Source organism: Cryobacterium melibiosiphilum (genome assembly GCF_003602235.1).
Classification (GTDB): Bacteria; Actinomycetota; Actinomycetes; order Actinomycetales; family Microbacteriaceae; genus Cryobacterium; species Cryobacterium melibiosiphilum.
On record NZ_QZVS01000097.1, the window covers coordinates 262,043 to 275,095 of the forward strand.

Consider the following 13,053-nt stretch of genomic DNA (forward strand, 5'->3'; position numbering starts at 1 on the left):
GTTGGCCTTGATACCCCTAGGGGGTACCTGGCCTGGTCCGACGGACCAGGCGAATCGAAGGGAAGAACTTCTCATGTGCAACACAAATGCGAAAGACCTCGGATTGACCGACGCGACCTGCGGCTGCGGGTCTCACGCTCACGCGCCGGCGAATCCCGTCGCGGCTGATGCAGCACCGGTGACATCCACCTTTGAGGTGTCCGGAATGACGTGTGGGCATTGCGTGTCCAGCGTGACCGACGAGGTCAGCCGCCTGGAGGGCGTCAGCAACGTAAACGTTCAGCTCGTCGTCGGTGGAGCATCACGCGTGACCGTCTCCAGCACGGACTCACTCGATCACGATGCGGTCGCAGCAGCAATCCACGAGGCAGGCTACGAGCTGGTGTCAACGTTCCGATGAGCGAGGCAACGGTCGGGGCCGGGCAGCAAGTCGTGCTCGAGGTGGGGGGAATGACCTGCGCTTCGTGCGCGGCGCGGATCGAGAAGAAACTCAATCGAATGCCGGGCGTCGAGGCGACAGTGAACTACGCAACCGAGAAAGCCAGCGTCTTCGTTCCTGCGGGTAGCAGCGTGTCTGACGCGATCGCCACGATCGAGGCGACGGGGTACACCGCCGTCCTCCCCCGTCCGCTGGTCAGCGATGTTGAACTGTCCGACGAGCCGACGGCGGCCGATCGGGAGGTTTCCAGCCTGCGCAGCCGACTGTTCATCTCGGCGATGCTTGCGGTGCCGGTCGCCGCAATGTCCATGATCCCCCTGCTCCAGTTCACGAACTGGCAGTGGCTCGCCCTCACCCTTGCGGCGCCCGTGGCCGTCTGGGGCGCCTGGCCATTCCACCGTGCAGCATGGATCAATCTCCGCCACGGCGCAGCGACGATGGACACCTTGATCAGCGTCGGCGTCCTGGCCGCCTTGGGCTGGTCCCTCTACGCGCTATTCTTCGGCACGGCCGGCATGGCCGGAATGACGATGTCATTCAACTTCGCCATCGCTCCGGGCGGTGGTGCCCATGAGATCTACCTGGAAGTGGCCGCCGCCGTCACGGTATTCCTGCTCGCGGGCCGCTATTTCGAGGTACGCGCGAAGAAACAGTCGGGCGCAGCTCTGAAGGCCCTGCTAGAGCTGGGGGCAAAGGAAACGACGGTACTGCGCGACGGGCTCGAAGTTCTCATCCCGACCGAGACCCTCGTGGTCGGCGACCTGTTCGTTGTGCGCCCCGGCGAGAAGATCGCGACCGACGGTGCGGTTGTGGAAGGCAACTCGGCCGTGGACGAGAGCATGCTCACCGGAGAGGCCGCACCCGTCGAAGTCGGCCCCGGCGATACTGTCGTGGGTGCGACGCTGAACTCCGGCGGACGATTACTTGTTCGCGCGAACCGCGTCGGCGCGGACACTGAACTGGCCCAGATGGGGCGACTTGTCGAGCAGGCACAGACTGGTAAAGCCGAAGTGCAGCGGCTAGCTGATCGCTTATCGGCCGTCTTTGTTCCCGTCGTGATCGGGTTGTCACTGGCCACCCTCGCGGTCTGGCTCATCATCGGCGCCGGCCCGGAAATGGCGTTCACTGCCGCCGTCGCAACGCTCATCATCGCGTGCCCGTGTGCGCTCGGGCTGGCCACTCCGACAGCACTGATGGTGGGAACCGGCCGGGGAGCCCAACTCGGCATCGTCATCAAGGGACCACAGATCCTCGAGTCCACGCGCCGAGTCGACACGATCGTTCTCGACAAGACCGGAACCGTAACCACGGGCCGAATGACCTTGATCGCCGCGCAGCCCATCGACGGCGTCAGCGAAAAAGACCTCCTCCGACTCGCCGGAGCAGCAGAAAGCGGTTCGGAACACCCCATCGCCGCGGCAATCGTTGCCGGCGCGCGGGATCGTCTCGGCTCACTTCCCGCGCTGGAATCCTTCTCTTCCGAGCAGGGACTCGGCGTCCAGGCGGTCGTTGAGGGACAGCTCGTGCTGGTAGGACGCCCACGTTGGCTGGCCGAGAATTGGAGCATCGACCTCCCCGCCGAACTCACGACTGCACTCGGCGCCTTCGAGGAGCAGGGACAGACCGCGGTCGCGGTCGCCTGGGACGGGCAACCGCGTGGCGTATTGGCCGTGTCCGACGTCGTGAAGGCGACCAGTGCGGATGCGATCAAGCAGTTCCACAAGCTCGGCCTGCGCCCGGTGCTCCTCACCGGCGACAACGCGCGCGTGGCCCAGTCTGTTGCGGCGGAAATTGGCATTTCCGATGTTCGGGCCGAAGTGCTCCCCGCCGAAAAGGCCGAGATTATTCGCTCCCTGCAACGGGATGGCCGCGTCGTGGCCATGGTCGGCGACGGGGTGAATGACGCCGTGGCGCTGGCTACGGCCGATCTGGGCATAGCGATGGGAACAGGAACTGACGTCGCCATCGAAGCGAGCGATCTCACCCTGATCCGGAGCGACCTGCTGGCGGCAGCGGATGCCATCCGACTGTCGCGACGTACGCTCGCCACGATCAAGGGAAACCTCTTCTGGGCCTTCGCTTACAACATCGCCGCAATCCCACTCGCGATGCTCGGTCTGCTGAACCCGCTGATAGCCGGCGCGGCCATGGCCCTGTCCTCTGTCTTCGTGGTCAGCAACAGCCTCAGGCTACGTCGGTTCGCCCCACTCAATACAGGAATAACCAACCACGGCGATGATTCCGGCCATCCCGTTCGCGATCTCGCGTCAGCCGTTTGATCGCGATGTACCGCTTCGTACCGCGGTACTCCATAGCTCAACGTGTGCGCCCAACTGGCGCACGGTCCGGACTACAGATCCGGTGACAGCGACGGTTAGGAATTGAGCCACTATCGACCGTGACAATTTAGCCACGTTTTGTGCGCTCATTGTGCCGCGTTTTCGGCTGGCCCAGTACTTTATGCAGGACTCCGTCGGACTCGAACCAAGAACAATGCGTTCTTTAGTCATCCGCAACCGGAGATGGGGAATTTGCCGCTCAGCCCGCCTGACGAGCCTGACTCGCTAGCGGAAATCGGACACCAGGCGGCGCGTGCCATTTAACACGAAAACCCCCGCGTGAACGGGGGTTTTACTTCAAGCTGGGGTACCTGGACTCGAACCAAGAACAACTGAACCAGAATCAGCCGTGTTGCCAATTACACCATACCCCAATGCCCGGTTCGAAAACCGGGCCGGATCCGAAGATCCAAGGCCCGTTAGATCACCGGGCCGACTCGTAACTGTAACCCACTTTTGGAGGGCCGCGAAACCACTCCCGCTTTCACGGCTGGATTTCGCGGCCCAGTGAGGCCGAGAAAGGTCAGGCGGTCGCGGCCGGAAGCGCCTCGACGAGCCGGTCCAGACGGGCGAGCGTGTCCGCCCGACCCAGGATCTCCATCGACTCGAACAGCGGCGGCGAGACCTTGCGACCCGACACGGCGACGCGCAGCGGGCCGAACGCGACCCGCGGCTTCAGACCGAGGCCCTCGATGAGGGTTTCGGTCAGCACGACGTGGGCGCGTTCGTGGGTGAACTCGGCCTGGGGAATCGCCGCCAAGGCCGCAGAAGACGCGATGAGGATGTCGCGGGCCGTTACCGGGAGGGAGGCGAGGGCATCCGTTTCATGCACGAGCTCGGCGCTCGTGACGAACAGGAAGCCGAGCATGGCCGGCGCTTCGCCCAGCAGCGCGATGCGTTCCTGGATGAGCGGGGCGGCGGCGGTGAGGATCGCCTGCTGTGCGTCCGTCAGCGGCTCAGCCAGCACGCCGGCGGTCACCAGGTAGGGAACGAGACGCTCAGCGAAGTCAGAGGCCTCAAGCAGGCGGATGTGGTCGCCGTTGATGGACTCGGCCTTCTTCAGGTCGAAGCGGGCCGGGTTCGGGTTGACGTTGACCACGTCGAACGCGGTCGTGAACTCGTCGATCGAGAACACGTCACGGTCGTGCGAGAGCGACCAGCCAAGCAGCGCGAGGTAGTTGAGCAGGCCCTCGGGAATGAACCCGCGGTCACGGTGCAGGAACAGGTTCGCCTCGGCGTCGCGCTTCGACAGCTTCTTGTTCTTGTCGCCCATCACGTAGGGCAGGTGGCCGAAGCGCGGCACGAACGTGGTCACACCGATGTCGATGAGCGCATGGTAGAGGGCGATCTGGCGCGGAGTGCTCGAGAGCAGGTCCTCGCCGCGCAGCACGTGGGTGACGCCCATCAGCGCGTCGTCGACGGGGTTCACGAACGGGTAGAGCGGATGCCCGTTCGGGCGCACGACGACGAAGTCGCTGAACGACCCGGCGGGAAAGGTGATCTCTCCGCGCACGAGGTCGTCGAAGGAGAGCTCGCTGTCGGGCACCCGCAGGCGCAGGGCCGGAGACCGGCCCTCGGCGCGGTACGCGGCCTTCTGGTCGGAGGTTAAGTCGCGCTCGAAGTTGTCGTAGCCCATCTTCGGGTCGCGGCCGAGGCTCACGTTGCGGGCTTCGATCTCTTCGCCGGTGACAAAGCTCTCGTAGATGTGGCCGCTCGTCTTCAGGCGTTCGATGATGCCGCGGTAGATGTCGTAGCGCTCCGACTGACGGTACGGCTCCTGCGGGCCGCCGACGTCGACACCCTCGTCCCAGTCCAGTTTCAGCCAGCGCATCGCTTCGACGAGCTGCTGGAAGCTCTCCTCGCTGTCACGGGCAGCATCCGTGTCTTCGATGCGGAAGATCATCGTGCCGCCGGTGTGCCGGGCGTAGGCCCAGTTGAACATGGCGGTGCGGATCAGGCCGACGTGGGGCGTGCCGGTGGGCGAGGGGCAAAAACGAACCCGAACATCGGTTCCGGTTGCCGTGGAAAAGGGGTGCGCAGTGGTTTCAGACATCGAACCGAGTCTACTTTGTCGACTTCGCCGGTGACGAAAAGCGGATGCAGCGCGACAGACCGTTCATTATCTCCGCTGTTGGGCACTTTCAGCCCGTTTCATCCGCTTTTCGTCACGCCGCGCGGGGTCAGGCGGCGCGGCGCACCGGGTTGGCGAGCACGCCGATGCCGGGAATCTCGACCTGCACGGTATCGCCGGCGGTGACCGGGGCGCCGAGCGCACCGGACAAGCCCGGAGACCCGGTGAGAATCACGTCGCCGGGAAGCAGCGTGAAGACGCTCGAGGCGAAGGCCACGATCTCCGCGATCGAGTGAACCTGCAGCTCGGTGTCGCCGTTCTGAAACTGGGCGTCGTTGATGCGGCCGTGCACGACGACCTGGTCCACGTCGAACTCGGTCTCGATGACCGGGCCGAGCGGGCAGAACGAGTCGAACGCCGTGGCGCGGGCCGCGTTGCCGTCGGCTATAGCGAGGTCCTGGGCCAGGACATCCGTCGCCACGGTGTAGCCGAAGATGACGCTCTCGACATCGTCGACGGCGACGTTCTTTGCGAAGGTGCCGATGATGATCGCGAGCGACCCGGCCACACGCACGTCGGTGGACTGCGCGGGCAGCACGATGGCGTCCCCCGGTCCGACGACGGATGTGTTGGGCTTGATCACAAAGGTCGGCTCGCGCGGAATCGACTCTGCTTCGGCTTCCGCCTCGGCGGCCGCGCTGGCGAAGAAGTCGCTGCCCATCACGACGACCTTCGACCGCGGGATCACCGGGGAGAGCAGCTTCACCGTGTTGATGGCGATGCGCTCCCCCGTGGTGCCGTAACCGGCGAACATCGGGTCTTTCTCCAACACGACCAGCTCGTCGTCGTCGACAATGCCGAAGGCAATGGCGCCCTCGTGGCTGAATCGTGCAATCTTCATCGGTGTCCCATCATTCGCGGTTTCAGAGCAGAGCGCTCAAATAGTGCAGAAACCAGCCTACGCGTCGAGGCGCGTGAGCCAGCCGTGCCGGTCAGGAAGTCGCCCGTATTGGATGTCGGTGAGTTCCTGGCGCAGGGCCAGCGTGATCGCGCCGGCGGGGGCATCCGCTTCGCCGATCTCGAAGCCCTTGCCCTTGAGCTGGCCGATCGGGGTGACCACGGCCGCGGTGCCACAGGCGAACACCTCGGTGATCTCACCGGATGCGATGCCGTCTCGCCACTCGTCCACGGTCACCTCGCGCTCTTCCACGGTCATGCCGCGGTCGCGGGCGAGCTGCATGATGCTGTCGCGGGTGACGCCCTCGAGGATCGAGCCGGTCAGGCGTGGGGTGACGAGTGTGTCGGTGCCGTGCACGAAGAACACGTTCATGCCGCCGAGCTCGTCGATGTGGGTTCCGGTTTCGCCGTCGAGAAAGAGCACCTGGGCGCATCCATTGTCGTAGGCCTGCATCTGGGGCAGCAGCGATGCGGCGTAGTTGCCGCCGCACTTGGCGGCGCCGGTTCCGCCGCGGCCGGCACGGGAGTAGTCGGTGGAGAGCCAGATCTTCACCGGGGCGACGCCGTCGGCGAAGTATGCTCCGGCGGGGCTCGCGATGACGTAGTAGCCCACGCGGTGGGCGGCCCGCACGCCGAGGAAGCTCTCGTTGGCGATCATGAACGGGCGCAGGTAGAGGCTCGTTTCGGGCGCGGAGGGCACCCAGTCACCGTCGACGGCGATCATCTGCTTGATCGACTGCACGAAATCTTCAACCGAGAGCTGCGGCAGGGCGAGGCGCGCGGCGGAGCGCTGCATGCGCTCGGCATTCTTCTCGGGGCGGAAGGTCCAGATCGAGCCGTCGGCATGGCGGTACGCCTTGAGACCCTCGAAAATTTCCTGGCCGTAGTGCAGAACCGACGACGCCGGGTCGAGCTGCAGCGGCCCGTATGGCGTGACGCGGGCGTCGTGCCAGCCCTGGTCGACGGTCCAGTCGATCGTCACCATATGGTCGGTGAAGTGCTTACCGAAGCCCGGATCGGCGAGGATCTCGTCGCGCTCGGCCTCGGCGCGCGCGTCGGTCGACGGCGTGAGCGCGAAGCTCAGCGGGTAGGTGCTGGTGGCGGTACTGGTGTCAGTGCTGGTGGCGGTGCTCATTAGAGTCCCTTGCTGGTGAGGAGGGTCACGATCGCGTCGCCCACGGCGGCGGTGCTGCGGGGTGCGGTCTCGAGAGAGTGACTGTTCGTGCGGGTCGCGATGTCGGCGGTGACCGCCGCGCTCACCCGGGCTGCGGCATCCGCTAAACCGAGGTGATCGAGCAGCAGGGCAACCGAGAGAATCGCGGCTGTCGGGTCGGCGAGCTGCTTGCCCGCGATGTCGGGGGCAGAGCCGTGAACCGGTTCGAACATGCTGGGGAATCGGCCCTCGGGATTGATATTTCCCGATGCCGCCAGCCCGATGCCACCGCTGATAGCGGCCGCCAGATCGGTCAGGATGTCACCGAAGAGATTGTCGGTGACGACTACGTCAAACCTACTCGGCTTGGCGACCATAAAGATCGTCGCGGCGTCAACGTGGAGGTAATCCACGCTGACTTCGGGGAACTCGGCGGCGACGGCGTTGACCGTGCGCTGCCAGAGGCTGCCGGCGAAGACGAGCACGTTGGTCTTGTGCACGAGGGTGAGCTGTTTGCGGGGGCGGCTCGCCGCGACGCCGAAGGCAAAGCGGACAACCCGTTCGACGCCGAACGCGGTGTTGACCGAGACCTCGTTGGCGACTTCCTGCGGGGTACCCTGACGAATCGCGCCGCCGTTACCCACGTACGGACCCTCGGTTCCCTCGCGCACGACGACGAAGTCGATGACGCCGGGCGCGGCGAGCGGGCTCGGCACACCGGGAAAGAGGATGCTCGGGCGCAGGTTCACATAGTGGTCGAGCGAGAAGCGCAGGCCGAGCAACAGGCCACGCTCGATGTTCGCGTCCTTGAGCCGCGGATCGCCGGGCACGCCGCCGACAGCGCCGAGCAGGATGGCGTCGTGCGCGGCGATCGCGGCGAGGTCCTCGGCGGTGAGCACGTCTCCGGTTTCGAGGAACCGCGCGGCTCCGAGCGAAAACTGGGTCTTCTCGAAGGTCACATTGTCGTGCGCGGTGACGGCGTCGAGCACCTTGACCGCTTCGGCGATGACCTCCGGGCCGATCCCGTCGCCGGGAATGACGGCGAGCTTGATCGTTCGAGATGCGGCTTCAGACACAACTTCACGGGACATAACACTCCGAACTGTGGACTCGGCGATCTGCTGAGTCGATACCAGGCTGTCGATACGCGGCCGTCTCTGCGGGGCTGTGGAATCAAACCCGCCAAAACAAACCTGTACTGAAACCCTACTGCGCGACTTTGGGTGCCTATGCTGGTCAGAACCGTTCGGCCCGGCGCAGCGACGCCACCCGCGAAACGCCACCTCAGTGAAACCAACTCAGAGTGAAAGCAGGCTGCCATGAGTATCGGACTCGGAATCTTTCTTATCGTCGTGGGCGCCATCCTCGTCTTCGCCCTTGACTTCAGCGTCACCTGGATCGACCGCGACCTCGTCGGCTACATCCTGATGGCTGCCGGCGCGGTGATCTTCGTGCTCGGGCTCGTGCTCGTCGTCCGCGGCCGCAACAGCACCACGACAACGCGCACGATCGCCGATCCGGTCAACGGCGAGCAGGTCACCCGACGCCAGACCAATATCGACGACCGCGACCTGCAGTAGCCGCGTCGATCCTCCAGGACGCGCCTAGCGCGCCCGGCGCAGCGCGAGGGCTCCGACCAGGGCTGCCGTCACGACGAGGGCAACCCCGATCCAGGCACTCACGCCGACTCCGCTGTCGAACGCGAGGCGGGCCGAGTCGAGCAGCTGCGCCCCGGCATCCGCGGAAAGTTGGTTCGACACGGTGACGGCTCCGCCCAGGGTTTCGCTCGCTGAAAGCTGCTGCGCCGGGCTCAGCCCGTCGGGCAGCACGACATTCGTGCGGTAGGCCGCCGTGAGAATGCTGCCGAGAATGGCCGTTCCCAGCACCGCGCCCAGTTCGTAGGCGGTCTCGCTGACAGCGGATGCCGCCCCCGCCTTCTCCGCGGGCGCGCTGGCCACGATCAGTTCGTTCGACACCGTCTCGGCCGCGCCGATGCCGACGCCCAGCAGCACGAACGCGAGCGCCAGTCCGGCGGCATCGATCTGGCCACCGCTGAGGGCGATGAGCGCGAAGCCCGACGCCGAGACGGTCAGGGCGAGTGGAACCACGATCGAAGGCCGCACCCGCTTGGCGATCGGCACGATCAGCAGCCCGGCCGCGATCATCGCGGCGAGGCCCGGCACGAGCACGAGGCCGGCGTTCAGCGGGGACATGCCGAGCACGAGCTGCAGGTGCTGGCTGATGAAGAACAGGCAGCCGACGAGCGCGGTGACGGCGAGCAGGTTCACGCCGACGGCTCCGCTGAAGGCGCCGCGCTGGAACAGAGTCATGTCGAGCATCGGGCTCGCCAGGCGCTTCTGCCGGCGCACGAAGAGCGCGCCGAAGACCAGCCCGACCGCAATCGGGGCGACGGCAGCGAGATCGGGTCCGTTTTCGGCGATGGCCTTGATGCCGTAGACGATCGGCAGCATCGTGACGAGCGACAGCGCGATGCTGAGCGGGTCGATGCGGCCCGGATGAGGATCCTTGGATTCCGGCACGAGCAAGGGAGCGCAAATCAGCAGCGGCAGCAATAGCGGAACCGCGATCAAGAAAACGGAGCCCCACGCGAAATGCTCGAGCAGGATTCCCCCGACGAGCGGGCCGAGGGCGCTGCCGGCGGCGAAACCGGTCGCCCAGACCGCGATCGCCAAGCGGCGTTCGTTGCGATCGGTGAAGATCGAGCGCAGCAGGGACAGGGTCGAGGGCATCAGCATGGCGCCGAAGAATCCGAGTGCGGCGCGGGCCATGATGAGGCCTTCGATGCTCGGAGCGAACGCCGCGATGACCGACACGACGCCGAATCCGGCTGAGCCGATCAGCAGCAGCTTGCGACGGCCGATGCGGTCGCCGAGGCTGCCCATCGAGACGAGCAGGCCGGCGAGCACGAGCGGGTAGATGTCGACCATCCAGAGCAGCTGCGTGCCGGTCGGCTGGGTCGCCTCGCTGATCGCGGGCAGGGCAAAGTTCAGCACGGTGTTGTCGATCGAGACGAGCAGCACGGGCATCATGAGCACGGCAAGAGCCCACCAGCGGCCGGCGCTCCCCCGGCGGGGTTCGCCAGGGTCGCCGGTCAGGCCGCGGGTGTGGCGCAGATCAATTTCGGTGGTGGGTGTTGACACGATCGGAATCGCTTTCTGATTAAGGACGTGATTGCACTATACCGTCCAGACGGTACAGTAATCCACACTCCCCCAGATATTCTCGATACCATGGCGCAATGTCGTCCCCCGTACAACCGCCTGTCCAGCCTTCGACACGCGATCGCCTGCTGGACGCGTTCGAGCACCTGCTGCTCGAGGGTGGAGAGCGTTCCGCCACCCTCGACGCGGTCGCGGCGGCCGCGTCGGTCTCCAAAGGCGGCCTGCTCTACCACTTCGGATCGAAGGAGGCGCTGGTTGAGGGCCAGCTTGCCCGGCTGGCCGCGTTCGCGGCGACGGATGCCGACAACATCCGCTCGGCCGAGGCCGGCCCGGTGGACTACCTGATCCGTACCTCGATCGACACGGGGAGTCCCTTCGACCGGGCCTACATCGCCGCGACCCGGCTCGGCCAGGGACAGCACCCGAAGGCCGTCGAGCGGCTGGTCGATATTCGGCGCGGCTGGCTCACCGTCATCGAGGAGGCCGTCGGCGACCCGGACGTGGCCCAAGCCGTGATGCTCATCAGCGATGGTCTGTACAGTAACTCGGCCCTGGTAGGCATGCTCGCGGCTCCCGTCGATCTCGAGGGTGCGGAGAGCATGGACCGCCTCCTGGCCGTCATCGCCCGCCTGACCTGAGCACCGTTTCGCGCGCGGATGCCGGGGCAAGGCCCGGGGCATCCGTCGCCGTCGCGCGGGTGCTGCGCGGCTGCGCGGGGAGTGCGCGCCACCCGCGCAGCGGCGCAGTACCCGCGCGGCGCCCGGGTGGCACACCGACGTTCGCGCTGGGCACTGCTGGTAGTGCTGCTACTCCGTGATGTCGATCTCGACCATGACGTCGGCGTCGATGGCGGCCCGCACCGAAGCGAGCAGTCCGGCGGGAACCTCGGAGTCGACGGTCAGCACGCTGAGTGCCTTGCCGCCGGCCTCGTGGCGGGCGATCTGCATGCCGGCGATGTTGATGCTGGCCTCGCCGAACTCGCGACCGTAGACCGCGACGATGCCGGGGCGGTCGGTGTAGATCATCACGATGAGGTTCTTCGCGAAGGGAACCTCGACGTCGTAGCCGTTGACCTCGGTGATCTTCTCGATCTGCTTGGTGCCCATGAGCGTGCCGGAGACCGACACCTGCGAGCCGTCGGCCAGCGCGCCGCGCAGGGTGATGACGTTGCGGTATTCCGGGCTGACGGCATCCGTGATCATGCGCACGGCGACGCCGCGCTGCTCGGCGAGCAGCGGCGCGTTCACGTATGAGACGGTCTCGCTGACGACGTTTGTGAAGATGCCCTTGAGGGCGGCGAGCTTGAGCACGCTCACGTCATAGTCGACGAGTTCACCGCGAACCTCGATGTCCACGCTCGTGAGCGGGCTGTGGGCGGCCAGTCCGGAGAAGACCTGGCCGAGCTTCTCGACGAGCGGGATGCCGGGGCGCACGTAGGGGTCGATGACGCCGCCGGCGACGTTGACCGCGTCGGGAACGAGCTCGCCGGAGAGCGCGAGCCGCACGGACTTGGCGACAGAGACGCCGGCCTTCTCCTGTGCTTCGTCGGTCGAGGCGCCGAGGTGCGGGGTGGTGATGATGTTCTCGAGGCCGAGCAGCGGCGAGTTCGTGGGCGGCTCGCTGACGAAGACGTCGAGGCCGGCGCCGGCGATGGTTCCGGCGACGAGGGCCGCGTGCAGCGCCTCTTCGTCGACGAGGCCGCCGCGGGCGACGTTCACGACGAACGCGGTCGGCTTCATCAGCTTGAGCTGGGCTTCGCCGATCATGCCGGTGGTCTCGGGGGTCTTCGGCATGTGGATCGTGACGAAGTCGGACTGCGCGAGCAGCTCGTCGAGGGACACCGGGGTGACGCCGAGCTGCTGGGCGCGAGCCGAGGTGATGTAGGGGTCGTAGGCGATGACGTTGACGCCGAAGGCCTGCATCCGCGCAGTGATGAGGGCGCCGATGCGGCCGAGGCCGATGATGCCGATGGTCTTTTCATAGAGCTCGACGCCGGTGTACTTGGAGCGCTTCCACTGTCCCTCGGCGAGGGCGCCGGAGGCGGCCGGGATGTGACGGGCCAGGCTCAGGATGTGGCCGACGGTCAGTTCAGCGGCGGAGATGATGTTCGAGGTCGGGGCGTTGACGACCATGACGCCGGCCGCGGTGGCGGCCTTGATGTCGACGTTGTCGAGTCCGACTCCGGCGCGGGCGATGACCTTGAGCTGCGGGGCGGCCTTGATCGCTTCGGCGTCCATTTTCGTCGCCGAACGCACCAGAATGGCGTCGGCGGTGGCCAGTTCGGCGAAGAGCGCGGACCGGTCCGTTCCATCTACGTGGCGCACGTCAAAATCGGGCCCGAGGGCATCGACGGTAGCGGGCGATAGTTCTTCGGCAATCAGGACAACGGGCTTCGACACGAAATCGGATCCTTCGATAGCGGTAAACAGGGACTGGTAAACACTGCACTAATGCCGCAGCGGTGAGGCGCCAGATACCTTTTCACCTTACCGGCTGCACAATAGAGCCATGAGCACTGCGTCGGTAGAAGGCATCCAACTGGTTCTGCGCGTCATCCTCGCGGGGGTGTTCATCTTCATGGGCGTGCTGCATTTTCGAGCGGATGCCCAGCGCACCATGGCCAAGATCATCCCGCCGCGGTTGCGCTTCACCGGAATCGCGAACCCGCGCAACCTCGTGATCTTCACCGGGGTGTGTGAGATCGCCGGCGGCATCGGCCTGCTCCTGCCGGCCACAAGCGTCGCGGCAGCGATCGCCCTCGCCGTGTTCCTCGTGGCGGTGTTTCCCGCCAACGCCTTCGCCGCGGCACACCCCGAACGCTTCGGGCGGCTCGCGATTCCGTTCGGCCCCCGGTTGACGGCGCAGATCGTGATGATCGCGCTCGTGCTGTTCTCGGTCTGGAAGTGGTGACC

At 66.0% G+C, this 13,053-nt stretch carries 11 protein-coding genes and 1 tRNA gene; 5 read left to right on the top strand and 7 right to left on the bottom strand.

Annotation, left to right across the window (positions count from 1 at the left end):
• Nucleotides 1-73 precede the first annotated feature (73 nt).
• Both D6T64_RS23475 and D6T64_RS21710 read left to right on the top strand, forming a co-directional pair.
• A complete protein-coding gene (locus D6T64_RS23475; RefSeq protein ID WP_119976757.1) occupies nt 74-400 on the top strand; it encodes a heavy-metal-associated domain-containing protein in 327 nt (108 codons plus the stop codon).
• A complete protein-coding gene (locus D6T64_RS21710; RefSeq protein WP_119976758.1) occupies nt 397-2,718 on the top strand; it encodes a heavy metal translocating P-type ATPase in 2,322 nt (773 codons plus the stop codon). Before D6T64_RS23475 ends, D6T64_RS21710 begins: the two co-directional genes overlap by 4 nt.
• Nucleotides 2,719-3,080: 362 nt before the next feature.
• Here D6T64_RS21710 and D6T64_RS21715 read toward each other — a convergent pair.
• The 5 genes from D6T64_RS21715 to D6T64_RS21735 form a co-directional block, all read right to left on the bottom strand.
• Nucleotides 3,081-3,152: transfer RNA gene (locus D6T64_RS21715), tRNA-Gln, on the bottom strand.
• Between the two features lie 149 nt (nt 3,153-3,301).
• On the bottom strand, nt 3,302-4,831 hold the full coding sequence (gene gltX / locus D6T64_RS21720) for a glutamate--tRNA ligase (protein ID WP_119976759.1): 1,530 nt from the start codon (nt 4,829-4,831) through the stop codon (nt 3,302-3,304).
• Between the two features lie 127 nt (nt 4,832-4,958).
• On the bottom strand, nt 4,959-5,750 hold the full coding sequence (locus D6T64_RS21725) for a fumarylacetoacetate hydrolase family protein (RefSeq protein WP_119976760.1): 792 nt from the start codon (nt 5,748-5,750) through the stop codon (nt 4,959-4,961).
• Between the two features lie 57 nt (nt 5,751-5,807).
• Nucleotides 5,808-6,941, bottom strand: coding sequence for a branched-chain amino acid aminotransferase (locus tag D6T64_RS21730; RefSeq protein ID WP_119976761.1), 1,134 nt, complete (start codon nt 6,939-6,941; stop codon nt 5,808-5,810).
• Nucleotides 6,941-8,035 (bottom strand): 3-isopropylmalate dehydrogenase, encoded by a 1,095-nt coding sequence (locus D6T64_RS21735; RefSeq protein WP_377010355.1) that lies wholly within the window; start codon nt 8,033-8,035, stop codon nt 6,941-6,943. Before D6T64_RS21735 ends, D6T64_RS21730 begins: the two co-directional genes overlap by 1 nt.
• A 243-nt stretch (nt 8,036-8,278) precedes the next feature.
• Here D6T64_RS21735 and D6T64_RS21740 point away from each other — a divergent pair, with 243 nt between their 5' ends.
• Entirely contained in the window at nt 8,279-8,539 is a 261-nt protein-coding gene (locus D6T64_RS21740) for a DUF6458 family protein (protein ID WP_119976763.1), read from the top strand.
• A 24-nt stretch (nt 8,540-8,563) separates the two neighbouring features.
• Here D6T64_RS21740 and D6T64_RS21745 read toward each other — a convergent pair whose 3' ends face one another.
• Entirely contained in the window at nt 8,564-10,120 is a 1,557-nt protein-coding gene (locus tag D6T64_RS21745) for an MFS transporter (protein WP_377010358.1), read from the bottom strand.
• Between the two features lie 98 nt (nt 10,121-10,218).
• On the opposite strand from D6T64_RS21745, the gene D6T64_RS23565 reads away from it, so the two are divergent.
• Nucleotides 10,219-10,779 carry a TetR/AcrR family transcriptional regulator gene (locus tag D6T64_RS23565; RefSeq protein WP_119976764.1) on the top strand — a complete coding sequence of 187 codons (561 nt, stop codon included), beginning with the start codon at nt 10,219-10,221 and terminating at the stop codon, nt 10,777-10,779.
• A gap of 168 nt (nt 10,780-10,947) precedes the next feature.
• Here D6T64_RS23565 and serA read toward each other — a convergent pair whose 3' ends face one another.
• Complete coding sequence (serA, locus tag D6T64_RS21755) at nt 10,948-12,540, bottom strand: phosphoglycerate dehydrogenase (protein WP_119976765.1); 1,593 nt, start codon at nt 12,538-12,540, stop codon at nt 10,948-10,950.
• A 109-nt stretch (nt 12,541-12,649) separates the two neighbouring features.
• On the opposite strand from serA, the gene D6T64_RS21760 reads away from it, so the two are divergent.
• Nucleotides 12,650-13,051, top strand: coding sequence for a DoxX family protein (locus tag D6T64_RS21760; RefSeq protein ID WP_119976766.1), 402 nt, complete (start codon nt 12,650-12,652; stop codon nt 13,049-13,051).
• Nucleotides 13,052-13,053 lie beyond the last annotated feature (2 nt).

Bases quoted from the DNA above. Each gene is read 5' to 3' on its own strand.
- D6T64_RS23565 (WP_119976764.1), top strand. From the start codon at position 10,219: ATGTCGTCCCCCGTACAACCGCCTGTCCAGCCTTCGACACGCGATCGC.
- D6T64_RS21740 (WP_119976763.1), top strand. From the start codon at position 8,279: ATGAGTATCGGACTCGGAATCTTTCTTATCGTCGTGGGCGCCATCCTC.
- D6T64_RS21730 (WP_119976761.1), bottom strand. From the start codon at position 6,941: ATGAGCACCGCCACCAGCACTGACACCAGTACCGCCACCAGCACCTAC.
- gltX (WP_119976759.1), bottom strand. From the start codon at position 4,831: ATGTCTGAAACCACTGCGCACCCCTTTTCCACGGCAACCGGAACCGAT.
- D6T64_RS21725 (WP_119976760.1), bottom strand. From the start codon at position 5,750: ATGAAGATTGCACGATTCAGCCACGAGGGCGCCATTGCCTTCGGCATT.
- D6T64_RS23475 (WP_119976757.1), top strand. From the start codon at position 74: ATGTGCAACACAAATGCGAAAGACCTCGGATTGACCGACGCGACCTGC.
- D6T64_RS21710 (WP_119976758.1), top strand. From the start codon at position 397: ATGAGCGAGGCAACGGTCGGGGCCGGGCAGCAAGTCGTGCTCGAGGTG.
- D6T64_RS21760 (WP_119976766.1), top strand. From the start codon at position 12,650: ATGAGCACTGCGTCGGTAGAAGGCATCCAACTGGTTCTGCGCGTCATC.